Consider the following 23,520-nt stretch of genomic DNA (forward strand, 5'->3'; position numbering starts at 1 on the left):
ATCACCAATGGGCCGCTATTACCTTCACCTGAGTTTTCAGGAACGGATCAAGATTGCGAAATGGCGTGAAGCAAAGATGCCTGTCACGGAAATCGCGGATCGGCTTGGTCGTGCGCCCTCAACGATCTATCGCGAGATCAAGCGGAACTCGTTCACCGACCAAGAGCCGCCATATCTGAACGGCGACTATGGCATGGCACGCAGCGTGAAGCGTCCAGGCATCGTGCGCGAAGACGCAGGCTCATCCGTTTGAACGATCTTCGCGCGCATGTCATCGCGCGGTTGAAGACCGGCTGGACGCCAGAACAAATTGCGCGTCGGCTTGGCTATGATGGCCCCCTGCCCCAGCCCGCCCGGAAGTCGATCACCTTTGATCGCGGCTTCGAGTTCCACGCATGGCGCAGGCTGAAGTCCGGTATCGGCGCTGAGGCGTGGTTCTGCGACCCGAAAGCCTCTTGGCAGAAGGGTTCCGTCGAATATCTGAACAAACGTGCGCGCCGACATCTGCCGCGCGACACGCAGCTCACGCGCTCTGGGAAGCGCCTCGGATGGCGAACCCCAACCGAAGCGTTCAGAGCAGAGATGAGGAAACCGAGCTAGCGGAAACCGTCGCAACGACCCTTGAGCCATCACCGGCCTGCATCTTGCTTGTCTCGATCCCCTCTTGGGACATTGCTGCCCAATACCTGCCGGGAAGTGGACAAACCGCCGGAATCCGCATCCGGATCGCCATCATGCACCGCTTTACCGCGTTCGGAGGCACTGAGATCAAAGTCGCGGTCTGAAGCAGACAAAACAGGGCTGCGCCTGGCACAACACGGAGAAGCGCAACGCTGCCGGGCATTCCGACAAGCCTGACCCACCGGCCTATGAAAGCCGGCGGCGAAACGCGCCGCGCTGCTTGCCTTTCCATGCCGCTGCCGCTGCAATCCGTCGTTTCACTTGCGCTCGGACACGGTGCGTTGGTACTCGTCCAATGCACCGATCAACCGGGTACCCGTGGGTCGGTTCGCGCGGGCGCAGAACTCGGACCAGATGACCCCATGGGGCAAGCTCTTGAATTCCTCGGTCAGCGTGAGCCGCGTGGTGAAGTTGAGCCCGGTCTCGGCGGCGCGCAACCGTTCATGCGGCATGAGCAACGCCTCCAGAAGCGCCTTTTGCATGTTACGCACGCCGATCACCCAGGCCGCGGTGCGGCTGATCGTGGCATCGAAGAAATCGAGCCCGATCCGCATCCGCGCCAGCAGATCGGAGAACACGATCTCCTGCGCCATGGCGCGGATGCTGTCGTCCAACAAAATTACATGGTCGCTGTCCCAGCGCATCGGGCGCGAGACGTGCAACAGGATGTCCTGAACCGAAAGCGCCACGGCCGTCAGCTTATCAGCCACGTTCTCCGTGGGATGAAAATGCCCCATGTCGAGGCAGAGCGCCGTCTGGTTGCGGATCGCGTAGCCCATGTAAAATTCGTGACTGCCTACGGTCATCGCTTCGACGCCAATCCCAAAAAGCTTGCATTCAACGGCGTCCAGAAGGTGCGCCTTGTCGTGCGCCGGAGCCAGCATCGCATCGAGGGACGCCTCCAGCCGCCGACGCGCGCCCATGCGATCCACAGGATTGTCCTTGGACCCGTCCGGCACCCAGATGTTGTTGACCACCTCGCCGCCCTGCGCCGCCCCCATCTGCGCCGCGATCTCGCGGCAGCGCTTGCCGTGCTCGATCCAGAAGTCGCGGATGCCCTGATCGGGATGGGACAGGGTCAGGTTGTCGTCGGCCTTGGTGTGGGCAAAGAACGTCGGGTTGAAGTCCAGCTTCACGTCCTGTTCCCGCGCCCAATCGACCCACGGCGTAAAGTGCCGGAACTCGATCTCGTCGCGGTCCGGGGTCTCGTCGGTGTCGAGATAGAAGGCATGCAGGTTCAACCGATGCTTTCCGGGGATCATCGAGTACGCGAAGTCCAGGTCGGCGCGCAACTCTTCGGGGGTGCGCGCACGGCCCGGGTGGTTGCCCGTCGCCTGAATGCCACCTCCGGACGTGCCCGTGGCGCGTTCGAACCCGCGCACGTCATCGCCCTGCCAGCAGTGCATGGAAATCGGGATTGTCGCGAGGGTCGCCAGCGCGGCCTCCGTGTCGATACCCCATTCAGCAAAGGCCTCTCGGGCCAGTTCGTAAGTCATGGTTCCTCCCTTCGTGGCGTCGGGGGCGGAGCCCCACGCCGATCCGTCACGCGGTCCGGGAGCGGGGATCACCCCGCCCCCTCAGACGTTATCGCGTGAAGGCTTCCTTGTTGCCCGCATCGACGTTGATGATGTTGCCGGTGGACTTGGCCGATCTGTCCGAAGCCAGGAAATAGGCCGCCTCCGCGATGTCCTCTGGCAGGACCGAGCGTTTGAGCATCGACCGCTGGCGGTACATCTCTTCCAGCCCACCCTTGTCGGTGCCATAGGTCGAGGCGCGCTGTTCCAGCCACTCGCCTTCCCAGATCTTCGAGCCGCGCAGTACGGCGTCGGGGTTCACCACGTTGACCCGAATGCCCGCCTCCGCGCCTTCGAGGGCGAGACAGCGCGCCAGATGGATCTCCGATGCCTTTGCCGTGCAGTAGGCAGCGGCGTTGGGCGAGGCCGCCAACCCGTTCTTCGACGCGACGAAAACGACTGACCCGCCCATGTCCTGCACCCGCATCACCTTGAACGCCTCGCGCGAGACAAGGAAGTAGCCGGTGGAGAGGATGTCCATATTCTTCTGCCAGAGTGCCAGCGAGGTCTCCTCGATCGGCGCCGATGAGGCGATCCCGGCGTTTGACACGAGGATGTCGAGACCGCCGTAAGCCACCGCAAGATCGGCGTAGCCCGCCTGCACCGCCGTCTCGTCGGTGACGTTCATCTCGACACTGTGCACCACATCACGCCCGAAGGACTGCGCGAGCGTCTCCTGCGCCTGCGCCAGTGTCTCGGGGTTGATATCGGCCAGCATGACACAGGCGCCCTCGGACAGGTAGCGTTCCGCCGTCGCCATGCCGATACCGCCCGCACCGCCTGTGACCAGCGCCACACGGCCCGCCATCGATTTGGGCTTGGGCATCCGCTGCAACTTGGCCTCTTCCAGCAGCCAGTACTCGATGTCGAAGGCTTCCTGTTCCGGCAAGCCGACATAGTCCGACACCGAGGACGCGCCGCGCATCACGTTGATGGCGTTCACGTAGAATTCGCCGGAAATGCGTGCTGTCGCCTTGTCCTTGGCAAAGGTGATCATGCCGACACCGGGCACCAGGTAGACCACCGCGTTGGGGTCACGCAGCGCAGGGCTGTCGGCGTGCTTGCAGCGGTCGTAATACGCCTTGTAGTCTTGGCGGTAGGCGGCGATCTGATCGGCGAGCCCATCAAGCACCACGTCGATGTTGTTCTGTGCCGGGTCGAAATCGATCACCAGCGGACGGATTTTGGTGCGCAGGAAGTGGTCCGGGCACGACGTGCCAAGCGCCGCCAGCTCACGCATGTCGCGGGCATTCACGAATTCCAGCACCGCGGAATTGTCTTCGAAATGGCCGACCATGTGCTGGTTGCCGGAGACAAAGCCCCGAATGGCCGGCATCAGCCGCGCGGCCACGGCACGGCGCGCATCCGGTGCCAGCGACTCGTGCACCTCGCCGCCAAAGGCTGCCACACCGGCGGTCTTGTCGGCGAACCAGTCCATCGCCTTCTGGATGATCTCCAGCGTCAGCTCGTAGCAGGCCTTTGCATCATCATGCCAGGTGAACAGCCCGTGGCTTTCAAGCACGACGCCCTTGGCCTCCGGGTTTTCCAGCGCGTATTTCTCCAGCCACAGGCCCAGCTCGTAGCCCGGCTTTTTCCACGGCAGCCAGCCGATGTCGTTGCCGAAGACCTCGGCTGTCAGCTCCTTGGAGTTCTTCGAGGCCGCGATGGCGATGATCGCGTCCGGATGCATGTGATCGACGTGTTTCTTGGGCACGTAGGCATGCAACGGTGTGTCGATCGACGCGGCGCGGGAATTCAGGTTGAAGGTGCAGTGCGGGAGATAGCCGACCATCTCGTCTTCATGTTCGACGCCGCGATACTTGCTCTTCAGGGCGCGCAGCTTGTCCATGTAAAGCGTGGCGAACCCGTCCATCTTGATCGAGCCGACGTCGCCGCCCGATCCTTTCACCCAAAGCACTTCGACCTGCTCGCCGGTGAGCGGATCGACCTCCATCACCTTGGCCGAGGTGTTGCCGCCGCCGTAGTTGGTGATTCGCTTGTCCGACCCCAGAAGGTTCGAGCGATACAGCAGTTTTTCGGGCTCGCTCATACCCTCTGCGCGGGCATCATCCCACAGGTTTTGAAGCCGGTTTTCAGCGCGAGTCAGCATGGTCATCCTCCCTGGAACGCCGCAGAATGCGGCCTCTTGCGTCGATGGCAAGGTGAGCGGAACCACACCCCAAGTCAAGCAAAACCGATCACAATCAATCATTCTGCGCCGCAGAATGATTGATTGTGAGAGAAAATGATTGACCGAGGCGGTGAACTTGGCGTCTTATGAAAGTGGGAGGACAGAATGCACGAAACCGAACGTCACAGGATCATTCTATCGGCAGTACAGGAACGCCCCATCGTGACGGTGGCGGATCTGGTCGCCTTGACGGAGACCTCCGAAGCCACGATCCGCCGCGATATCGCGACGCTTGACGGGAAAAAACGTCTGCGCCGCGTGCGCGGTGGCGCAGAGGCACTGACGCCCCCTTCGTTGCCGGGGTTGGCGGGACGACCGTTTTCGATCAACCAGACGATCAACGCCGAGGCAAAAACTGCCATTGCCCGCGAGGCGGTCGCACTGTGTGAAGACGGCGAACCGATCATCATCAATGGCGGCACGACGACGTTCCAGATGGTGCATCCGCTGGTCAACAGGCGTGTGCAGGTTCTGACCAACAGTTTTCCCATCGCGGAACATCTGCTGCGGCATTCCAAAAACACCGTGATGGTGCCCGGAGGTGCCATCTACCGCGAACAGAACATAATCCTGTCACCCTTCGACAATGACATGACCCGGCATTTCTACGCCCGGCGCATGTTCATGGGCGCGCACGGGCTGAGCCCCATTGGCCTGATGGAAAGCGACCCGCTGCTGATCCAGGCCGAGGAGAAACTGATCGGCCAGGCGGACGAACTGGTCGTGCTGGTGGACAGCTCGAAATTCGAAAACCGATCCAGCCTGATCCTGTGTCCACTGGATCGCATCGACGTGGTGATCACGGACGACGGCATACCGGACAGCGCGGCCTCCATGCTGGAGGCGGCCGACATCCGGGTTATCGTGGCGCAAGGGAGCGCCACGCGTGAAACGAACGCCGGTTAAGGCGTTTATTCCTTGGGAGGAGAGACTATGAAACTGACACGCAGATTGTTTGGTGGCGCGGCCATGGCGACGGCACTGATGGCGGGCAGCATGGCCCATGCCGACGATCCGGTGCGCATCGCGCTGGTGGTCAAGGCCCTCGGCATCGGTTTCTTCGAGGCCGCCGCCAAAGGCGCCGAAGAAGCGGCCGCCGAGCTGGGGAACGTCGAGGTGATCTACACCGGCCCGACCACCACCACTGCCGAAGGCCAGATCGAGGTCATCAACGCCCTGATCGCGCAGCAGGTGGACGCCATCGCCATCTCCTCCAATGACACCGATGCGCTGGTGCCCGCGCTGAAAAAGGCCATGCAGCGCGGCATCACCGTGATTTCATGGGATTCCGGCGTCGCCCCTGAAGGCCGCGAACTGCACCTGAACCCCTCGTCCAACCCGCTGATCGGCAACATGATCCTGAAGCTGGCCGCGGACGAGCTGCCCGAGGGCGGCAAGGTCGCTCTGCTGTCCGCCACCACCACCTCGACGAACCAGAACATCTGGATCGACGAAATGACCAAGGTGCTGGGTGACTACAAAGGCATCGAAGTGGTCGGCACCGTCTATGGTGACGACCTGGCCGATAAATCCTACCGCGAGGCCACCGGCCTGATGCAGACCTACCCGGACCTCGACGCGATCATCGCGCCGACCTCTGTGGGGATCGTGGCCGCGGCGCGCGCGGTCGAGGATGCCGGCAAGGTTGGCGAAGTGAACGTGACCGGCTTGGGCCTGCCCTCGGAAATGGCCGGCGCCATCGAGAGCGGTGCGTCGAAGTCCTTCGCGATCTGGAACCCGATCGACCTCGGCTACTCCGCGACCATGCTGGCCTACCAGCTGGCCACCGACGCCGCCGAGGCGGCGCCCGGTGCGGAGATCCCCATGGGCCGCATGGGCACGCTGACGCTGGACGAAAACACCGAAGGCGCGATGGCCGATCCCTTTGTCTACGACGAGACGAATATCGACGATTTCAAGGATATCTTCTGATCTCCTTTTCGTCCCGACGCGGGTGTCGCGTCGGGACACGCCCGGGCGCAGGCGCCGGGCCCCCAAATTCCACGATTGAGCGGAGACCGTGATGCAGATGAGCGTCGAGTCCCGGCAATTCGAAAAAATGTCGGCGGAGACGCCGGTTCTCGAACTGCGGGATATTACAAAGACATTTCCCGGCGTGAAGGCATTGGACGGCGTCTCGCTGGAGCTGTACCCGGGCCAGGTCACTGCTCTGATCGGCGAAAACGGTGCGGGCAAGTCGACGCTGGTGAAAACCCTGACCGGCATCTACCAGCCGGACGGGGGCGCGATCCATGTTGCCGGTGAACCAGTTGTCTTCGCCACGGCGCAGGATGCTTCCGCTGCTGGAATCACGGCAATCCACCAGGAAACCGTGCTGTTCGACGAGCTGACCGTGGCTGAGAACATCTTTATCGGTCACGCGCCGCGCGGCCGTTTCGGACTGATTGACTGGAAGATCATGCGAACACGGGCCGCCGAGATCCTCACCCGGATCGGCGCCGCTCTCCACCCGGACACGCCATTGCGTGATCTTGGCATTGCCTCCAAGCACCTCGTGGCCATTGCGCGTGCGCTGTCGGTCGATGCGCGTGTCGTGGTGATGGACGAACCGACCGCCGCGCTGTCCCACAAGGAAATCGAAGAGCTATACGAGCTGGTCGATCGCCTGAAGGCCGAGGGCCGCGCCATCCTGTTCATCAGTCACAAGTTCGATGAGGTTTTCCGCATCGCCGACCGTTACACTGTCTTCCGCGATGGCACGCATGTGGGCGCGGGGCTGATGGCCGACGTGACCGAATCCGACCTCGTGAAGATGATGGTTGGCCGGGACGTGAACCAGATCTTCCCCGAGCGGGCAAAGGCCCCCGGTGACGAAGTGCTCAAGGTCGTGGGATATGCCCATCCGACCGAGTTCGAGGACATCACGTTCACTCTGCGGCGCGGCGAGATCCTCGGCTTTTACGGCCTTGTCGGTGCGGGACGATCCGAAGTGATGCAGGCGCTGTTCGGCATCACCAAGCCGTCGAAGGGCGTCACGAGGATCGATGGCCAGATCAAAGTGATCCGATCCCCCGCCGAGGCGGTTGAGGCAGGCATCGTCTACGTCCCCGAGGATCGCGGCAAGCAGGGCGCGGTGATCGGCTTGCCGATCTTTCAAAACGTGACGCTTCCCTCGCTGGGCCAGACCTCTCGCAGCGGGTTCTTGCGGCTGAGCGAGGAATTCGCCCTCGCCCGCGCCTATACAGAGCGACTGGACCTGCGGGCCGCGGCGCTCGATCAGGATGTCGGCAACCTGTCCGGTGGCAACCAGCAGAAGGTCGTCATTGCCAAGTGGCTGGCGACCAAGCCGCGCGTCATCATACTAGACGAGCCGACGAAGGGCATCGACATCGGCTCCAAGGCCGCCGTGCATGCCTTCATGGCGGAACTCGCCGCCGAGGGGCTGTCGGTGATCATGGTCAGCTCGGAAATCCCGGAGGTGCTGGGCATGTCCGACCGCGTCATCGTCATGCGCGAAGGGCTGATCGCCGCCGAACTCGAAGGGGACAACCTCACACCTGAAACACTTGTCCGCCACGCTGCGGGGATCGGAGAGAGCGCATGAGCCTGCTCAAGTCACGCGAAGCCCTCCTCGGCGGGGCCATCCTTGTGCTTTTGGTGCTGATCGCCAGCCGGTTTCCCGGCTTCGTCGCGCCCGATAACCTCGCGCGGGTGTTCACAGACACTTCGCCGCTGCTGATCCTCGCGCTGGGTCAGACGGTGGTGATCCTGACGCGCTGCATCGACCTGTCGGTGGCGGCCAATCTCGCGTTGACCGGTATGGTCTGCGCCATGCTGAATGCCGCCCTGCCCGGTGTGCCGGTGGCGGTGATCCTTGTCGTGGCCGTGACGCTCGGCGCGGTGATGGGGATGGTGAACGGTCTGTTGGTCTGGACGCTGTCGATCCCGTCCATCGTAGTGACGCTGGGCACCATGACGATCTATCGCGGCATCATCTTTTTGATCTCGAACGGGGCTTGGGTGAACGCGCACGAGATGAGCGACGCCTTCACCGGCTTCCCGCGCGCCTCTATCCTCGGCCTGCCTGTGCTGGCCTGGTTCGGCATTCTCGCCGCCGTGGGCATGATGGTGATGATCTCCCGCACGCCGCTGGGCCGCGCCTTCTACGCAGTGGGCGGCAACCCTCACGCCGCGGTCTACACCGGCATCAGCGTGGGCAAGACGCAGTTCTGGGCCTTCACACTGTCGGGGGCGCTGGCTGGTCTGTGCGGCTACCTCTGGGTGGCGCGCTATGCCGTGGCCTACGTGGACATCGCCGGCGGTTTCGAGCTTGAAGTCGTGGCCGCCTGCGTGATCGGCGGAATTTCAATCGCCGGGGGCGCCGGGACGATCCTAGGAACCATCCTTGGCGCGCTGTTCCTTGGCATCGTCAAGAACGCCCTGCCGGTCGTCGACGTCTCGCCCTTCTGGCAGATGGCCATCTCCGGCACCGCGATCATCGTGGCCGTCACGCTGAACAACCGCAATTCCAAGGGCAAAGGCCGCATCATCCTGCGCCGCGCGCAGGACCAAGCCTCGGAAGGAGCCACCGCATGAGCGACGCAAGCCTTACTCCGCGCAGCATTCCCGATCGGCTGCACAGCCCGGCGGCGCGCCTGCTGGCCTCGTGGGAACTGCTTTTGCTGGTGGTGGCAGTGGCGATATTCATCGCCAATACTCTGGCCAGCCCCTATTTTCTGAACGCCTGGAACCTCAGCGACGCCACCTTCAACTTCACCGAGAAGGCCATGATCGCCTTTGCCATGGCGCTGCTGATCATCGCGGGCGAGATCGACCTGAGCGTCGCGGCGATCATCGCGCTGGCCTCGACGGCGATGGGCGCCGCAGCCTCTGTGGGGGTCGGCACGCCGGGGCTTGTCGCGATCGGTCTTGCCACCGGCCTCACCTGCGGGGCCTTCAACGGCGTGCTCGTGACCCGCATGGGCCTGCCGTCCATCGTGGTGACCATCGGCACCATGAGCCTGTTCCGTGGCATTTCCTTCATCGTGCTGGGCGACGGGGCCTACCGCGATTACCCGAGTGACTTCGCCTACTTCGGGCAAGGCTACGTTTTCTGGGTGATCTCTTTCGAATTTGTGCTCTTTGCTTTGCTGGCAGGCATCTACTACGTCCTTCTGCACCGCACGAACTTTGGCCGCACCGTCTACGCCATTGGCAACAACCCCACGGCGGCGCAGTTCTCGGGCATCCGGGTGGCGCGGGTGAAGTTCATCCTCTTCTTGCTCACCGGGCTGATGTCCGGTGTGGCGGCGATCTGTCTGACCTCACGGCTGGGCTCGACCCGCCCCTCCATCGGCACCGGCTGGGAGCTGGAGGTTGTCACCATGGTGGTCCTTGGCGGGGTGTCGATCCTGGGCGGCGCCGGAAGCATCCCCGGCGTGGTCATCGCCGCCTTCGTCATGGGATTGGTGACCTTCGGCCTTGGCCTGTTGAACGTGCCGGGGATTGTCATGTCGATCTTCATCGGGCTGATGCTGATCGGCGTGATCGCCCTGCCGCGCCTGTGGAAAATGTGGAGGGCATGATGCAAAAACATGCCTTTACCATGCAGCTCCACCCGGGCCAGGCCGAGGAATACAAGCGCCGCCACGACGCGATCTGGCCGGAATTGGTGACCCTGCTGAAGGACGCAGGCGTCTCGGATTACTCGATCCACCTCGATCCCGACACGCACACCCTGTTCGGCATCCTCTGGCGGCCTGACGATCACGGCATGGACGCTCTGGCGGGCACCGAGATCATGCAGCGTTGGTGGGCACATATGGCCGACATCATGGAAACCCATTCGGACAACGAGCCGGTGGCCAAAACCCTCCAGCCCATGTTTCACCTGCCATGAAGGTCGCCGTTCTCGACATCGGAAAGACCAACGCCAAGGTGGCGCTGGTGGACACCGCAACCATGTCCGAAATCACCGTTGTGACGCGGCCCAATCGGATCATCGAAGGGCCACCCTACCCACATTTTGACATCGACGGGATCTGGGCCTTCTTTCTCGACGGTCTGCGCCAGATGCAGGCTGAGCACGGCGTTGACGAGATCAGCGTCACCACCCACGGGGCCTGTTTTGTCCTGCTGGACGCCGCGGGCGGGCTGGCCTGTCCGGTGCTCGACTACGAATATGACGGGCCGAACGACCTGTCGCAGGCCTACGACACGCTCCGCCCCGCCTTCGAGGAGACCGGCGCACCGCGACTGCCCGCGGGCCTGAACGCTGGCGCGCAATTGCATTGGTTGGTGGAGACGCAGCCCGGCCTGCGCGCCCGGGCGTCACAGGTGGCAAGCTACCCGCAATACTGGTCCGGCCGCCTGACCGGCACCTTCGCCACGGAGCCGACGTCTCTTGGCTGTCACACCGACCTTTGGCTGCCGCAGGAGGGACGGTTCTCCGACCTGCCGGAACGGCTCGGCCTGACCATGGCGCCCCTCGCCGCCGCAAACTCCATCGCCGGCTCCATTTTGCCCGAGCTCGCGGCCATTACCGGGCTGGCCAAGGGGGCCCGTGTCCGCTCCGGCATTCACGACAGCAACGCCTCCCTTCTTCCTTACCTGCATGGAATGGAGGGCGCCTTTTCCGTTGTCTCGACCGGAACATGGGTAATCTGCATGAGCGTGGGCGGCGAAACGGTCGCGCTGGATCCGGTGCGCGACACCCTGATGAACGTCAACGCCCTGGGCGACCCCGTGCCGTCGGCGCGTTTCATGGGAGGCCGCGAATACGAACGCATGAAGCCTCAGACATCGGTCCCGGATCAGGCAGACATTGAGCGTGTCCTCGCCGGGCAGAAAGCCCTCCATCCGGCAGTCGAGCCCGGGTCGGGGCCGTTCGGCGAAGGCGCTGGCGGTTGGAGCGATGACACCATGACCCCGGGCGAGAAAGGCGCTGCGCTTTCACTTTACCTCGCTCTGATGACCGCCACCTGCCTTGATCTGATCGGCGCGCGCGGTCCGGTCATTGTCGAAGGACCATTCGCCAAAAACGCGCTCTATCTCGATATGCTGGCGGCACAGACCGGTCGAGAGGTTCTTTTGTCAAACACGGCCACCGGCACCAGCATGGGTGCCTCCATGCTGTGCGCGCCCACCACCGGGACCGAGACGTCGCTGACTGAGAGGCCCACGCCAAAGCACGCTACGCGCCTCGCGCTCTACGGCAAGCGATGGAACCAAGCCGTTGAAGCCAGCCCCGCCAGTCCCGCAACCGAGACACAGCATCGTTCCGACAGACGCGCTTCGACGTGATCTGAGACCCCAACAGGATCGAGCGCCGGCTGACGAAGCCCGACCAACTGCCACGTCAGGCGGATGAACAGGACGATCAAGGAGGCGATGGTGAAATTCTGTGCGCCTCTAAAGTCTTAGATGTGCTGGCGCTGCCTTGTGAAAACCTCCTTACTCTAAGTGCTTTGGTGACGCAGAGAGGGTAGCTTGCCAAAGTGCACAAGCAGCCAAAGCCCAGATATGCGCCTGCAAGAAGCAGGGTTTTTCCGCGATCGTCTAGAGCATGGACGACGGTCTTCAATAAGCGCTCAAGGCCAGATCGCTGTTATGAATCGCCGGATGAAGAACAGTATTGCGCAGGCTGTGACGGTCTTCCACCGCTTGGCGTTTTTTGCGGGGTGGGATGACGGCATTCGTACCACGGTCGGCACTGGCGTCGTGGCACTTGCGGGCGCGATATGCGCTTGGTTCGCTGCTGGCAGCCATACCCCCGACGCTCCTGACGCTCCTGACGCTCCTGACGCTCCTGACGCTCCTGACGCTCCTGACGCAGATATGGCCGCGTCGTTCAATCCTGCTACTGACCGTCATCGGCTTTCTTGTCTTAAATTCCGGAATGGCTTTGTCGCAAAACTATTGGCTGACATTGGGAGCGCGGTTCATAACCGGGGCGGCGGCGAAATCACGTCGAGATTGTGGTTGATCGTGCGGAATGCTCACCCATAGGCGTTGTAGATATCAATCCACGCAGATTCACGAGCACCGAAAAGCGCGCGTCGGTGGGACGCCGGCGCGCGCTTTCGGCAACGGGACCAACCCCGACGACCGTGCCACGACCGGGTCGAAGGCCGCGCGTTCCCGGCTCTGATCTTGATCAGGTCCGCAGCGCGGGCAGGCCGACGCCCGTCGACTGGAAACCACCGTCCGACGCAATCGTCTGGCCCGTGACGTAGCTTGCCCGGTCCGAGCAAAGAAACACGATAACCGAGGCGATCTCGTCCTCGGAGCCATATCGGTTCAGCGGGATCGCATCGTGGTAGGCGTCGATGATCTCCTGGCTGTGAACGGCCATGGCGAGCTTTGTGCGCACGGGGCCGGGCGCCACGCAGTTGGCACGGATGCCGTATTCCCCGAGTTCGGCGGCCTGCTGCTGTGTCAGGTGAATGACCCCGGCCTTCGATGTGCCATAGGCCACACGCAGGGTCGACGCCCGCAGGCCGGAGATCGACGCGATGTTGACGATGGCACCGGAGGTCTTGCGCAGTTCAGCCGTCGCCGCCTGAGTGCACAGGAACACGCCGTCGAGGTTCGTCGCCATCACTGTGCGCCACCGCTCGAAGGAGGTCTGCTCGATCGGGCCGAAGTCGGCGACGCCCGCGTTGTTCACCAGCGCGTCGATACGACCAAAGGTCTCTGCCACCTGCTCGATCATGGCAGTGACCTGTTCGGGCTGCGACACGTCGCACACCACGGGAAGCACGTTCTCCAGCGCCTTCGCCTCTGCCATCAGCGCTTCGGCGTCGCGGTCGATCATCGCAACACGGCGGCCCTCTGCCAGGAACTGCTTCGTCGTGGCAAGGCCGATACCACGCGCGGCTCCGGTGACGATGGCGGTCTTTTGCACGGATGTGTCGGTCATGACGGTCTCCTCAGTTGGCCTGGTCAAGCAGCACGAGCGAAAGCTGTGGTACGAAGGCGATAATGGCCAGTCCGACCAGGCAGACCAGCAGAAACGGTATCGCGCCTTTTGCCACGCGCTCGATCGGCAGGCGTGTCACGTTGGCGGCGACGTAAAGGTTGATGCCGACCGGCGGCGTGATAAGGCCGATCGCAAGGTTGACCATGACCAGCACGCCGAACCAGACGGGATCCCAGCCAAGCTCCCGCACCACAGGCAGGACGATCGGCAGACAGATGAACATCACAGTCACCGGATCCATGAACATGCCCGCGATCAGCAGGACCAGCATGATGACGAGCAGGATCACCAGCTCGTTGCTGCTCAGCCCCAGGAGTGCGCCGGAATAGGTTCCGACCAGGTCCTCGACCGTGACGACCCAACCGAACAGGCTGGCATAGGCCACCACGAGCATCACAGTGGCAGAGGACGCCGCCGCATTCGTCAGGGAATCGTAGAGCCCTCGGGGTGTCAGCGTACGGTAGATCAGAGCACCGACCAGCAGGGCGTAGACGGTTGCGACGAGGGCGGCCTCGGTCGGTGTGAAAACTCCGGAATATATGCCACCAAGGATCACCACCGGTGTCATAAGGCCCCAGAAGCTCTCCTTGAAGGACAGCCAGAGCCGCGCACCGTAGGACCGGCCCATGTAAGGCATCGGGCTGAGCGCCTCAAGCGAGGCCGCACCGCCGCCCGCAGGTTTGGCGAAGGGCAGCGTTGTCAGCATGATGAGGCCCATGAACAGGCCGGGCAGGATTGCGGCCAGGAAAAGCTTGGAAATCGATGTTTCCGCGATCACGCCATAGATCACCAGGCCGATCGACGGCGGAATGACGATGCTCAGCGCGGCACCGGTGCAGACCAGTCCGGCGGCATAGGCTTTCGGGTAGCCGTCCTCGACCATGCCCTTGATGATCATCGGGCCGATGGCCGCGACGGAGGCCGGGCCGGACCCGCTGACCGCTCCCCAGAACAGGCAAACCACGGTGCCGACGACCCCCATGCCTCCGGGCGTACCGCCGATCAGAACGCGGAAGAAGCGGATCATGCGTTCGGCGATGCCGAGGGACCCCATCAGCGTGCCCGCAAGGATGAAGAAAGGAATGGCGATGAGAGAAAACTTGGATATGCCGGTGGCGATCAGGTCGCCGGCCAGTTCGAGGCCGAAGCCGATCTGCCACATGGCGTAAAGCGCCGAAAGCCCGAGTGCAAAGGCCACCGGCACACGCAAAGCCAGCAGGATGAAGAACAGGATCACCATTTCGGTGCCGGCGGGCAATCCGGGGATCAGGTCATACATCCGGGATCACCTCATTGTCGTAGCCGGTTCGCCATACGACCACCGCGTGCTGGAGGTAGCGCACCAGCACGAGCGCAAACCCGAAGGGCACGGCGGCTTGGTAGTACCAGACGGGAATCTGCAGCCCGTAGGAGCGCATCCCGTTGCCCATCATGTTGGTCATGGCCTGCCACGAGAACCAGGCTGACAGCGACAGAAGCGTCACCGAGGCGAGCACCGAAACGGCAAAGACAACGCGCCGCGCGGGACGGGGGAGCAGATCATGCACCAGTCCGACGGCCAGGTGTTCTCCGCGCCGTGCCGCGATGGCGGCTCCGAAGATCGTCAGCAGCAGAAAGCCGTTGGTCAGCAGCTCCTCTGTCGCGGCGAGCGAGTAATGCGTGCCGTAACGGACCACGACGTTGGCAAAACCAAGAAAGGTCATGGCCAGAAAGAGCACCGCGCAGATGATCTTCTCGGCCTCGCGCAGGATGAAGGGCATCGTGCCTCCCGAAACTCAGGCAGAAGCGGGTGGCGTGCCCCGTCGGGGACACGCCGTTCAGTGAACTCAGTTGGCGCTGTTGATCGCGTCCTGAAAGCTCTGCACCAGCTCCGGGCCGACTTTCGCCGCCCATTCGTCGAATGCGGGTTGGGTGGCTTCCTTGAATGCGGCCAACTCCTCGGCAGAAGGTTCGTAGACTTCCATGCCCTTGTCGCGCAGGAATTCGATCCCCGTTGCAGTCGCCTCGCGGCTGATGTCGCGCTGGTAGCTCATGGCCTCCTGAGCGGCGGTGCGCAGAGTCTCCTGCATCTCAGCGTCGTAGCTGTCCCATTTCTTCTGGCTTATGCCGATGAAGATCGGGTCATAGGAGTAGTGCCACGTCGTGAGGTACTTTTGCATTTCGTAGACCTGTTGCGGAATGATCACCGCACCGATCGGGTTTTCCTGGCCATCGACGACACCCTGCTGAAGGGCAGTCATCGTTTCGCTCCACTGCATCTGCTGGGGGTTGGCGCCAAGGGCGTTCATCACGTCGATGTACATCGGACCGGCGACCCGCATGTTCAGGCCCGCCATGTCTTCGGGGCTCTTTACCGGACGCGTGTTGTTGGTCACTTCCCGGAAACCGTTTTCGCCCCAAGCCAGAACGATAATGCCTTTTTCTGCAAGGATTTCCGCCAGTTGCTCACCGGGCGCGCCCTGCGTGGTGGCGTCGACCTGCTCGTAGTCGGCATAGAGGTAGGGCAGCGAGAAGGCCGCCATCTCCGGCACCAGGGGTGTCACGTTGATCGCGGAGGTCACCACAAGATCGAGCGCACCGCGACCGACCATCTCGGCCTGGCGCATCTGGTCGCCGCCGGCCAGCTGGGCGTTGGGGAACACGCGCACGGAGATTTCGCCGCCGGTCGCCTCGGAAACCAGCTCCGCGAACTTGTCCGCGCCCTTCTGCCAGGTCGTGGTATCGCCGGTGTTGTGCGACAGGCGCAGCGTCTCTGCCGAGGCTGTGCCGACTGTCATCGCGCCCGCCAGCATTGTGGCCAGGGCAGTCTTACCAAATTTCGCGAACATCAAATCCGTCCTCCCAAAGTCCGGGCCATCCTGGCCCCGCCGAACCGCACCTCCCCGTGCCGCCAGCGATCCATATAGTGGAATGCCTTCATTGCCACGCGCAACAAGAACTTGCAATATTGGGAATGAAGCAAATACAAATCCCGAAACATTCGTAAAACGGCAGTAGGAGATTGATCCTTTAAGGGTCATAATATGGAACGCCAAGTGGACATCACCGATGCAGACCCTCCTGCGGGCAGCCAGAGCGTGGACCGCGCGCTGGCGCTTCTGGGCATGGTGGGGCGCTGCACCGACGACGGCGCCAGCCTTGCCGAACTGGTGGCCCGGAGCGGCCTCAACAAATCCACGCTGCGGCGTCTGCTGCTGGCCCTGATGCGAAACGGCATGGTTGAACAGAACACTGAAAGCCGCCGCTACTATCTCGGTTCGGAGGCCTATGTCCTTGGCACCTTCGCGGCGCGTCGTCACGGGCTGCTGGAGCCATCGCTCGAGACGCTCAAGAGACTGGCGCAGGAAACCGGCGACGCCGCCTTTCTGTCGGTTCCGCGCGGGCCGTCGGCGCTTTGCCTGCACCGCGAGGACGGCACCTATCCGATTCGCAGCTACGCACTGCTGGCAGGGGGCATGCACCCGCTGGGTGTCGGGGCCGGATCGCTTGCCATGCTGGCCGCCCTCCCCGACACGCAGGTCGAGGCGATGCTCGAATTGAACGCCACCCGGCTGACCGAGGATTACCCGCTGCTGCCTTTGCAGGAACTGCGCAGTCGGGTCACGCAAACGCGCGCGCAGGGCTACGCGCTGAACCCCGGCCTCGTGGTGGCCGATTCCTGGGGGCTGGGCGTGGCCTTGCGGGGCCCGGACGGCGAACTGGTCGGCGCACTGTCGCTGGCCGCCATCGAAAGCCGGATGCAGCCGCCGCGCCGTGACGCGCTTGTCGCACAGTTGCAGACCGGCGCCCGCACGATCGAGACAATCCTGGCGCGGCTTCACGCTGCGCCGCCCCGCACCTGAGGAGGACAGAATGCAGGATCCGCAAATCGTAGGCTGGGGCCATACGCCCTTTGGCAAATCCGATCACCCCGACACCGAGAGCCTGATGGCCGCCGCCGTCGCCGAGGCGCTGGACCATGCCGGGATCATCCCCGAGGACGTGGACGGCATTTTTGCCGGCGTCTTCAACAACGGCTTCTCCCCGCAGGACTTCCAGGGCGCGCTTGTGGCCATGGGGGACGAGCGGTTCGCGCATACGCCCGCAACCCGCTACGAAAACGCCTGCGCCACGGGCTCTGCCGCGCTGCACGGTGCGATGGATTTCATCGCCGCCGGACGGGGCCGGATTGCGCTGGTCGTGGGGGCCGAAAAGATGACGGCAACCCCCACCGCCGAGGTCGGAGACATCCTGCTGGGCGCGAGTTACCGCAAGGAAGAGGCCGACATCAGCGGCGGCTTTGCCGGGCTGTTCGGCCAGATCGCGGGCAGCTACTTCCAGCGCTACGGCGACAAAAGCGAAGAGCTGGCGATGATCGCCGCCAAGAATCACGCAAACGGCATGTCGAACCCGCTGGCGCACATGCGCAAGGATTTCGGCACCGCCTTCTGCAACACCGTGTCGGACAAGAACCCGCTGGTGGCGGGGCCGCTGCGCCGCACCGACTGTTCGCTGGTGTCCGATGGCGCCGCCGTGCTGGTGCTGGCCGATGCCGAAACCGCCGCCGAGATGAAGCGCGCCATCGCATTTCGCGCGCGCAGCCACGTCAACGAAATCATGGCTCTGTCCCGCCGCGACGTGCTGGAATTCGCGGGCGCGCGCCGCGCCTGGTCGCAGGCCTTCGAGCAGTCCGGCCTGACGCTCGATGACCTGTCCCTCGTTGAGACGCATGACTGCTTTACCGTGGCCGAAATGCTGGAGTACGAGGCCATGGGCCTGGCCGAGCGCGGCGAAGGCGGTCGCGTGATCCGTGAGGGCATCTCCGCCAAGGGCGGCAAGCTGCCGGTCAACGCCTCCGGAGGGCTGAAGTCGAAGGGCCACCCGATCGGCGCAACAGGCGTTTCCCTGCACGTGATGGCCGCGATGCAGCTGACAGAGGACGCAGGAGACATGCAGATCCCCGGCGCGGAGATCGCAGGCGTGTTCAACATGGGCGGCGCCGCAGTGACGAACTACGTGTCGATTCTGGAGCGCGTGAAATGATCCAGCCCGCAGCCATCGACCTGTCCGGCGGATTGACCCCGGTGTCCACGCGGGTGATGAACCTGGCGCATTTCCTCACCGAAAGCGCACGCCGTCATCCCGACGAGATCGGCTTTGTCTGGGGTGAACAGACCTGGACCTGGGCCGAGATGGAGGCCCGGTCGGCTGCCTTTGCCGCCGCGCTGTCCGAACGGTTCGGCCTGCGAAAGGGCGACCGTCTCCTGGTGCACTCGGCCAACAACAACCAGATGTTCGAAGCCATGTTCGCCTGTTGGCGCATCGGCGCGATCTGGGTGCCTGCGAATTTTCGTCAGTCCCCCGACGACCTCGCATTCCAGGCCGGGAGCGCCCAGACGAGGGGTCTTCTGTGTGGCGCGGAATTTCCCGAGCACGCCGCCGCGTGTGACGGGCTGGACTTCGTGATCGGCATCGGAGAGGGCCTGGGCGAAGATTACGAAAGCCTCGTTTCGGCACACATGGGCGACCGGCCTGGCCCGGTCGACGTTTTCCGCGACGACCCCTGCTGGTTCTTCTTCACCTCCGGCACCACGGGGCGCCCCAAGGCGGCGGTCCTGACCCATGGCCAGATGGCCTTTGTCGTGACCAACCACCTGTGCGACCTCATGCCGGACACAGGGCCGGAGGATGCGTCCATCGTGGTGGCCCCGCTCAGCCATGGCGCCGGCATCCACCAGCTTGCTCAGGTGGCGCATGGCGTGAAGACGATACTTCCGGCCGGCCCCAAGTTCGATCCCGACGAGATCTGGGGGCTGGTGGCGCGCTGGAAGGTCAGCAACCTCTTTACCGTCCCGACCATCGTCAAATTGCTTGTGGAACACCCGTCGGCGCAAGATCACGACCACTCCAGCCTGCGCTACATGATTTACGCCGGTGCGCCCATGTACCGTGCCGACCAGGTGCGCGCGCTCGAAGTACTCGGCCCCAAGCTGGTGCAATATTTCGGCCTGGGCGAAGTCACAGGCAACATCACTGTCCTGCCTCCGGCGCACCATTCGGTCGACGACGCAAAAATGCGGATCGGCTCCTGCGGCTTTGCCCGGACGGGGATGCAGGTGCAGATCCAGGACGCGGAGGGCCGGGAGGTCGCACCGGGCGAAACGGGAGAGATCGCAGTCATCGGTCCCGCGGTCTTCGCGGGATACTTCGACAACCCCGACGCCAACGCAAAGAGCTTTCGCAATGGCTGGTTCCTGACCGGAGATCTCGGGCATATGGATCCCGAAGGGTTCATCTTCCTGACGGGGCGTGCCTCCGACATGTATATCTCCGGCGGATCAAACATTTACCCGCGCGAGATCGAGGAAAAGATCCTTCAGCACCCCGACGTTTCCGAAGTGGCTGTCCTCGGGGTGCCCGATCCCGTCTGGGGAGAAATCGGCGTTGCGGTCTGCGTGCCGCGGGGCGATGGTATCTCCGGCGAGGCGCTGATCGACTGGCTGGGGCCGAAGATCGCGCGCTACAAGATGCCAAGGCACGTCGTCTTATGGGAGGAAATGCCCAAGAGCGCCTATGGCAAAATCACCAAGAAGCTGATCCGCGAACACCTCATGGAGCGCGGTGACCTGCCAGAAGCAGCCCCGGCCGGATGAGCCTGCCCGCCCCCCTGACCCATCCGGGCGCGGCAGCGGAGGCGCGGTTCACCGCCCTGCCCTGCCGCGCCCAACCGGTCACGCTTGGACTGGCCGCCGGACGCCCCTTTGACCTTGCGGTGATCGAAGCCTTTGCGAAAGAAGGCTTCGATGCGGGATACCTGCGCCTGCGGGACGCTCCTTTTGCACATCTGGACTACGTCATCCCGGCTCGTGCGCCCGGTGACGGGCGCGCGGCGTGGTACAGTGAAACCCATCACCTCGCCCCGGCGACGCTGATCGAGGCAGGACTGCACCTTGGACGCAGGAACGGCGCGCCGTTCCTGCATTGTCACGGCCTGTGGCGTGACACATCCGGGACCGGGCCGGAGCCGGCGACACAGATGGGGCATTTGCTGACGCCCGATTCGATCCTGGCGGAGGATGTCACCGCGCAAGGCTGGGGACTGAGCGGCGCTCGTTTCGAGGTGCAGCCGGACGCGGAAACAGGGTTCGATCTCTTTACGCCCGTTGCGACTGGCTTGGCAGGGGGCGGGACCCGCTCGCTGCTGTGCAAGCTGGGACCAAACGAGAACCCGCACGCCCTTCTGCCACAAGTCGCACACGATCTGCCGCGCGCTCGGATCGAAGGAATCGGAAGCCTGATCCGGACCCGTTTCGCGCAGGTGTGCCAGGACAGCTATGCCACGGAGGTCCTGCTGCACGATGGAGAGTTCGATGGGCAGGCGGTTCGGATCGAGGCCAGCTCCGTCGGCTTTGACGGTGTCGCCACCCGGGGCATTCTTTCTCCCGACAGCAACCGGACCTGCATCACGGCGGAGCTTCTGATTCTCGGAGAGTGATCCGTCCTGCGCTTCAGGCCGCGCGGCCAATGGCTGCGCGGTGCCGGGTCGTCAGATCAGCGACACGAAGGGCAGGACAGGTCTGATCCGACGCAGCCGAGCAGGACGATCATTCGCCCATGGCGGGCAAGCTTCAACGCCATGGGTGAACAGCCCTTTCAAAGACGGATGTCGTCAAGCCGCTGATCGCCGGGAAGCTTCGATCGCTCCAGGATGATCTGCGAAATCGCCCGTGCCCGAACCGGCGACAGCGCGGCGAGGATCGGTGCCGCGTCCCTTTCGTTCATGGTGCCAATCACCATCACCGAGACCTCGATGTCCAGGTCGTTCATGATGGCCGCCGCCTCCTTGGGCTTCATGTTGCGATACAATGAGACCAGACGGTCCACGTCCGATGTGTGGGCGGCCTCGACCTTGGCCAACAGCGCTTCGAGTTCCGCCTTCAGGTCGGCAAGCCTCTGCTGTTCAATCTCCAGCGTCTCGGCGCGTAGATCAAGCGCGGCCTCACGTTCCGCGTGCTGCTGTTTCCGGGTTTCCAGCAAAGCCCGTTCCTGCTGGATCGATTCCAGCAGATCCTCCGGCGCCTCGCAAACCTTCGGCTCGGGTGCCGTGACGGGCTTGGGCGCAGCCTCCTCTGCAGCGGAGGCCGCCGAAACAAGCGACGCGCGCTGAACGGGGGAGGCATTGTCGAAGCTTGGCTGCTCCATCAGGGTCACGCCGATCTTGGCCGCCACAGCAACGGCGAGACCGCCCAGAACAAGGGAAATCGGACGCATCGCGGATCAGGCCTCGCGTTCACGGACGGTTTCGAAGAACCCCCGCACCAGTTCGGACTTGCCCGTGGCCTTGGTCGCTCCGGCGGGACGCTTGGGACGTTCGCGCGTGCTGCGGAAGGACGGCTCCTCGCGCTGGCGCTCCGGCTCGGCCTTCTGACCAAGGGAGCGCAGCGCCGAGACCGAGCTTTCGCTGCGGTCGACCGCGGCGGAGAAATCGCCGATCATTGGCTCCATCTCCCTGAGGACGTGCATAAGGGTGCGCACGCGGCGATCCACCAGCCAAGCATAGGTCAGCGTGCCGACAAGCAACACAAGGATAGCGATATCAATCAGGAAGGACATCGGGGGTTTCCTCTTCGTGGTAGAGTTTGTCCGAGAGTTTCAGCGCGATCCGGCCGTTCTTGCGATGACCCACTTCGGCCAGCGCGATCTTCTCGCCGGCGCAGGTCAGCGTGACGGGGTCATCCACCCGCAAGCCGAGGTCGAGCACCTGGCCCGGCGCCCAACCGAGCACCTCGCGCAGCGACAGGCTGGATTGCCCGAGCACCGCGGTGACCGGCACATTTGTCAGGTTCAGCATGTCGGTCATCTTCAACCGCCAACCGCTGTCCCCGCCAAGCTGGCCGCCGGTGAACTGTTGCGACAGGATATGGCTGACAGTCTCGAAGGCCGTATTGGGCAGCACAAAGACCATCTCGCCCCGGCGACCCTCTATATCTACAGAGAGCGTCGCGCGCACGCAGGCGCTGGTCGGCGGCGCAAGCAGCAACGCTTTCGGGTTCGTTTCAAGATGGCTGATCTCGAACCGCACCGGGCTGACCTTGGCAAAGGCGCCGGAAAGTTCACGCAACACGGTATCGGTGAAATTCTGCCCCACACGTTTTTCGATGCTGGTGAAATTCCGCGATTTCTTTTCCCCGACCGACGCCGTGCGCCCGCCAAAGGTGATCTCGATTATGCCGAACAACAGCTCCGGACGCAGGATGACGGCGACGGTCCCACCCCATTCCTCCGCCGTGGTCACAGAGATGAGCGAGGGGTTCGGCTGATCCTTCAACGCATCCTGGCAACTGAGGTAGTCGACCTTCGACAGGCTGACATCGACCATGGCGCCGAGATAGCTTTTCAGGGTCTGGGCCAGCGACAGCGCAAAACGGTCGAACACCACTTCCAGCATCGGAAGCCGCGCGTAGGACAGCTTGGCTCGTTCGACGATCAGCTCTTCGACGGCGCGCGTGTCAGGTATCGGGGGCTGCCGGGAGGTCATTGTACGATGAGGTCCGCGATGAGGAATTCCTGGGGCGCGTCGCTGTCTGAAATTGCCCGCGCCCGTCGCAGCAGTTCCGACTTGAGCCGCACCAGCCCGATCGAGCCTCTCAGATCATCCTCGTTGAGCTGCCGCAGATATTCCTGGAAGCTGTCGCGCAGGAACAGCTTGCGGGCCTCGATGTTCTCGGCCCCGGCGATGCGGTCGTCATAGGCCAACGCGAGGTTGAGCTTGAGGAACCGCGAGGTCTCCCGCCCGGTGGCGGTGGTTGCGGTGATGTTGACGATAATCTCTTGGAAGGGCGTCACGATGATATGCTCGCCGGGCAGGCCGTGGGACGCCGACGCGTCATCTTCCGCTGGCTGCGCCGCCTCATTGTTGTCCGCGCTCTTCGCAAAGCCGAGGAGCGCCATCACACGATCAGGACCGGCAGACACCGCGACACCGCCGGCGAGCGCCGCGGCACACAGCAAGACCAGCGCCACGAGCCGCAGCACCAATGTCTTCTTCGGCGTCTTGCCGCCTTGGGATGCTCCGGAAGTCTCCGCCATCGCCCCTTATCTTCAACTTGTTTTAATCTTGACCCAACATGCGCACCGCTGCTCGTTAAAGCAAG

At 63.4% G+C, this 23,520-nt stretch carries 22 protein-coding genes and 1 pseudogene; 12 read left to right on the plus strand and 11 right to left on the minus strand.

From position 1 onward, the window contains the following. Positions 1-7: 7 nt before the first annotated feature. Positions 8-600 (plus strand): annotated as a pseudogene (locus J4E08_RS13165) (transposase). A 338-nt stretch (positions 601-938) separates the two neighbouring features. Here J4E08_RS13165 and J4E08_RS13170 read toward each other — a convergent pair. Together J4E08_RS13170 and J4E08_RS13175 are read right to left on the minus strand one after the other, a co-directional pair. After that, positions 939-2,177 carry an L-rhamnose isomerase gene (locus tag J4E08_RS13170; protein WP_349538890.1) on the minus strand — a complete coding sequence of 413 codons (1,239 nt, stop codon included), beginning with the start codon at positions 2,175-2,177 and terminating at the stop codon, positions 939-941. Between the two features lie 88 nt (positions 2,178-2,265). Further along, entirely contained in the window at positions 2,266-4,365 is a 2,100-nt protein-coding gene (locus J4E08_RS13175; protein WP_349538918.1) for a bifunctional rhamnulose-1-phosphate aldolase/short-chain dehydrogenase, read from the minus strand. A gap of 186 nt (positions 4,366-4,551) precedes the next feature. Between J4E08_RS13175 and J4E08_RS13180 the strand changes: the two genes are divergently transcribed. The 7 genes from J4E08_RS13180 (at position 4,552) to J4E08_RS13210 (ending at position 11,709) form a co-directional block, all read left to right on the plus strand. Then, positions 4,552-5,352, plus strand: a complete 801-nt coding sequence (locus J4E08_RS13180; RefSeq protein WP_183968311.1) for a DeoR/GlpR family DNA-binding transcription regulator — start codon at positions 4,552-4,554, stop codon at positions 5,350-5,352. A 27-nt stretch (positions 5,353-5,379) separates the two neighbouring features. Then, the gene (gene rhaS / locus J4E08_RS13185) at positions 5,380-6,378 is read left to right on the plus strand and encodes a rhamnose ABC transporter substrate-binding protein (RefSeq protein WP_349538891.1); all 999 of its coding nucleotides are present in this window, start codon (positions 5,380-5,382) and stop codon (positions 6,376-6,378) included. Positions 6,379-6,505: 127 nt separating this feature from the next. Next, positions 6,506-8,011: a sugar ABC transporter ATP-binding protein gene (locus J4E08_RS13190; RefSeq protein WP_502949271.1), complete on the plus strand. Its 1,506-nt coding sequence runs from the start codon at positions 6,506-6,508 to the stop codon at positions 8,009-8,011. Beyond that, positions 8,008-9,003, plus strand: a complete 996-nt coding sequence (locus J4E08_RS13195) for an ABC transporter permease (protein ID WP_349538893.1) — start codon at positions 8,008-8,010, stop codon at positions 9,001-9,003. Before J4E08_RS13190 ends, J4E08_RS13195 begins: the two co-directional genes overlap by 4 nt. After that, positions 9,000-9,992 carry an ABC transporter permease gene (locus J4E08_RS13200; RefSeq protein WP_349538894.1) on the plus strand — a complete coding sequence of 331 codons (993 nt, stop codon included), beginning with the start codon at positions 9,000-9,002 and terminating at the stop codon, positions 9,990-9,992. Before J4E08_RS13195 ends, J4E08_RS13200 begins: the two co-directional genes overlap by 4 nt. Further along, a complete protein-coding gene (rhaM, locus tag J4E08_RS13205; RefSeq protein ID WP_349538895.1) occupies positions 9,992-10,306 on the plus strand; it encodes an L-rhamnose mutarotase in 315 nt (104 codons plus the stop codon). The genes J4E08_RS13200 and rhaM overlap by 1 nt, the downstream gene beginning before the upstream one ends. After that, positions 10,303-11,709 (plus strand): FGGY-family carbohydrate kinase, encoded by a 1,407-nt coding sequence (locus J4E08_RS13210; protein WP_349538896.1) that lies wholly within the window; start codon positions 10,303-10,305, stop codon positions 11,707-11,709. Before rhaM ends, J4E08_RS13210 begins: the two co-directional genes overlap by 4 nt. A 276-nt stretch (positions 11,710-11,985) precedes the next feature. On the opposite strand, the gene J4E08_RS24535 is transcribed toward J4E08_RS13210, so the two are convergent. From J4E08_RS24535 to J4E08_RS13235, 5 genes are all read right to left on the minus strand, one after another. Beyond that, complete coding sequence (locus J4E08_RS24535) at positions 11,986-12,174, minus strand: hypothetical protein (RefSeq protein WP_502949270.1); 189 nt, start codon at positions 12,172-12,174, stop codon at positions 11,986-11,988. A 388-nt stretch (positions 12,175-12,562) separates the two neighbouring features. Further along, the gene (locus J4E08_RS13220) at positions 12,563-13,327 is read right to left on the minus strand and encodes an SDR family NAD(P)-dependent oxidoreductase (protein ID WP_349538897.1); all 765 of its coding nucleotides are present in this window, start codon (positions 13,325-13,327) and stop codon (positions 12,563-12,565) included. Between the two features lie 10 nt (positions 13,328-13,337). After that, the gene (locus J4E08_RS13225; protein ID WP_183968327.1) at positions 13,338-14,666 is read right to left on the minus strand and encodes a TRAP transporter large permease; all 1,329 of its coding nucleotides are present in this window, start codon (positions 14,664-14,666) and stop codon (positions 13,338-13,340) included. Then, entirely contained in the window at positions 14,659-15,147 is a 489-nt protein-coding gene (locus J4E08_RS13230) for a TRAP transporter small permease (protein ID WP_349538898.1), read from the minus strand. Before J4E08_RS13230 ends, J4E08_RS13225 begins: the two co-directional genes overlap by 8 nt. Before the next feature lie 66 nt (positions 15,148-15,213). Further along, positions 15,214-16,215 carry a DctP family TRAP transporter solute-binding subunit gene (locus tag J4E08_RS13235; RefSeq protein ID WP_349538899.1) on the minus strand — a complete coding sequence of 334 codons (1,002 nt, stop codon included), beginning with the start codon at positions 16,213-16,215 and terminating at the stop codon, positions 15,214-15,216. 195 nt (positions 16,216-16,410) lie between these two features. Here J4E08_RS13235 and J4E08_RS13240 point away from each other — a divergent pair, with 195 nt between their 5' ends. From J4E08_RS13240 to J4E08_RS13255, 4 genes are read left to right on the plus strand one after another with little or no spacing between them, the layout of a single operon-like run. Beyond that, positions 16,411-17,229 carry an IclR family transcriptional regulator gene (locus J4E08_RS13240; RefSeq protein WP_349538900.1) on the plus strand — a complete coding sequence of 273 codons (819 nt, stop codon included), beginning with the start codon at positions 16,411-16,413 and terminating at the stop codon, positions 17,227-17,229. A gap of 10 nt (positions 17,230-17,239) precedes the next feature. Next, complete coding sequence (locus J4E08_RS13245; protein ID WP_349538901.1) at positions 17,240-18,409, plus strand: acetyl-CoA acetyltransferase; 1,170 nt, start codon at positions 17,240-17,242, stop codon at positions 18,407-18,409. Then, entirely contained in the window at positions 18,406-20,019 is a 1,614-nt protein-coding gene (locus J4E08_RS13250) for an acyl-CoA synthetase (protein ID WP_349538902.1), read from the plus strand. The genes J4E08_RS13245 and J4E08_RS13250 overlap by 4 nt, the downstream gene beginning before the upstream one ends. Further along, positions 20,016-20,861, plus strand: coding sequence for a PPC domain-containing DNA-binding protein (locus tag J4E08_RS13255; RefSeq protein ID WP_349538903.1), 846 nt, complete (start codon positions 20,016-20,018; stop codon positions 20,859-20,861). The genes J4E08_RS13250 and J4E08_RS13255 overlap by 4 nt, the downstream gene beginning before the upstream one ends. A 158-nt stretch (positions 20,862-21,019) precedes the next feature. Here the strand turns inward: J4E08_RS13255 and J4E08_RS13260 are convergent, their stop codons facing one another. Genes J4E08_RS13260 through J4E08_RS13275 form a run of 4 tightly spaced genes read right to left on the minus strand, consistent with a single transcriptional unit; the run spans position 21,020 to position 23,455 of the window. Next, complete coding sequence (locus tag J4E08_RS13260) at positions 21,020-21,637, minus strand: MotE family protein (protein ID WP_349538904.1); 618 nt, start codon at positions 21,635-21,637, stop codon at positions 21,020-21,022. Positions 21,638-21,643: 6 nt separating this feature from the next. Continuing rightward, positions 21,644-21,979, minus strand: a complete 336-nt coding sequence (locus tag J4E08_RS13265; protein ID WP_183968344.1) for a flagellar motor switch protein — start codon at positions 21,977-21,979, stop codon at positions 21,644-21,646. After that, positions 21,963-22,904 carry a flagellar motor switch protein FliM gene (locus J4E08_RS13270; protein ID WP_349538905.1) on the minus strand — a complete coding sequence of 314 codons (942 nt, stop codon included), beginning with the start codon at positions 22,902-22,904 and terminating at the stop codon, positions 21,963-21,965. The genes J4E08_RS13265 and J4E08_RS13270 overlap by 17 nt, the downstream gene beginning before the upstream one ends. Further along, positions 22,901-23,455 carry a flagellar basal body-associated FliL family protein gene (locus J4E08_RS13275; RefSeq protein ID WP_349538906.1) on the minus strand — a complete coding sequence of 185 codons (555 nt, stop codon included), beginning with the start codon at positions 23,453-23,455 and terminating at the stop codon, positions 22,901-22,903. Before J4E08_RS13275 ends, J4E08_RS13270 begins: the two co-directional genes overlap by 4 nt. Between the last annotated feature and the right edge of the window lie 65 nt (positions 23,456-23,520).

Origin of the sequence: Sagittula sp. NFXS13 (assembly GCF_040148795.1) — a bacterium.
Lineage (GTDB): Bacteria > Pseudomonadota > Alphaproteobacteria > Rhodobacterales > Rhodobacteraceae > Sagittula > Sagittula marina.

Bases quoted from the DNA above. Each gene is read 5' to 3' on its own strand.
- J4E08_RS13240 (WP_349538900.1), top strand. From the start codon at position 16,411: ATGGAACGCCAAGTGGACATCACCGATGCAGACCCTCCTGCGGGCAGC.
- J4E08_RS13180 (WP_183968311.1), top strand. From the start codon at position 4,552: ATGCACGAAACCGAACGTCACAGGATCATTCTATCGGCAGTACAGGAA.
- J4E08_RS13225 (WP_183968327.1), bottom strand. From the start codon at position 14,666: ATGTATGACCTGATCCCCGGATTGCCCGCCGGCACCGAAATGGTGATC.
- J4E08_RS13230 (WP_349538898.1), bottom strand. From the start codon at position 15,147: ATGCCCTTCATCCTGCGCGAGGCCGAGAAGATCATCTGCGCGGTGCTC.
- J4E08_RS13245 (WP_349538901.1), top strand. From the start codon at position 17,240: ATGCAGGATCCGCAAATCGTAGGCTGGGGCCATACGCCCTTTGGCAAA.
- rhaS (WP_349538891.1), top strand. From the start codon at position 5,380: ATGAAACTGACACGCAGATTGTTTGGTGGCGCGGCCATGGCGACGGCA.
- J4E08_RS13250 (WP_349538902.1), top strand. From the start codon at position 18,406: ATGATCCAGCCCGCAGCCATCGACCTGTCCGGCGGATTGACCCCGGTG.
- J4E08_RS13235 (WP_349538899.1), bottom strand. From the start codon at position 16,215: ATGTTCGCGAAATTTGGTAAGACTGCCCTGGCCACAATGCTGGCGGGC.
- J4E08_RS13210 (WP_349538896.1), top strand. From the start codon at position 10,303: ATGAAGGTCGCCGTTCTCGACATCGGAAAGACCAACGCCAAGGTGGCG.
- J4E08_RS13270 (WP_349538905.1), bottom strand. From the start codon at position 22,904: ATGACCTCCCGGCAGCCCCCGATACCTGACACGCGCGCCGTCGAAGAG.
- J4E08_RS13255 (WP_349538903.1), top strand. From the start codon at position 20,016: ATGAGCCTGCCCGCCCCCCTGACCCATCCGGGCGCGGCAGCGGAGGCG.
- J4E08_RS13275 (WP_349538906.1), bottom strand. From the start codon at position 23,455: ATGGCGGAGACTTCCGGAGCATCCCAAGGCGGCAAGACGCCGAAGAAG.
- J4E08_RS24535 (WP_502949270.1), bottom strand. From the start codon at position 12,174: ATGGCTGCCAGCAGCGAACCAAGCGCATATCGCGCCCGCAAGTGCCAC.
- J4E08_RS13170 (WP_349538890.1), bottom strand. From the start codon at position 2,177: ATGACTTACGAACTGGCCCGAGAGGCCTTTGCTGAATGGGGTATCGAC.
- J4E08_RS13200 (WP_349538894.1), top strand. From the start codon at position 9,000: ATGAGCGACGCAAGCCTTACTCCGCGCAGCATTCCCGATCGGCTGCAC.
- J4E08_RS13260 (WP_349538904.1), bottom strand. From the start codon at position 21,637: ATGCGTCCGATTTCCCTTGTTCTGGGCGGTCTCGCCGTTGCTGTGGCG.
- J4E08_RS13190 (WP_502949271.1), top strand. From the start codon at position 6,506: ATGTCGGCGGAGACGCCGGTTCTCGAACTGCGGGATATTACAAAGACA.
- J4E08_RS13265 (WP_183968344.1), bottom strand. From the start codon at position 21,979: ATGTCCTTCCTGATTGATATCGCTATCCTTGTGTTGCTTGTCGGCACG.
- J4E08_RS13220 (WP_349538897.1), bottom strand. From the start codon at position 13,327: ATGACCGACACATCCGTGCAAAAGACCGCCATCGTCACCGGAGCCGCG.
- J4E08_RS13195 (WP_349538893.1), top strand. From the start codon at position 8,008: ATGAGCCTGCTCAAGTCACGCGAAGCCCTCCTCGGCGGGGCCATCCTT.
- J4E08_RS13175 (WP_349538918.1), bottom strand. From the start codon at position 4,365: ATGCTGACTCGCGCTGAAAACCGGCTTCAAAACCTGTGGGATGATGCC.
- rhaM (WP_349538895.1), top strand. From the start codon at position 9,992: ATGCAAAAACATGCCTTTACCATGCAGCTCCACCCGGGCCAGGCCGAG.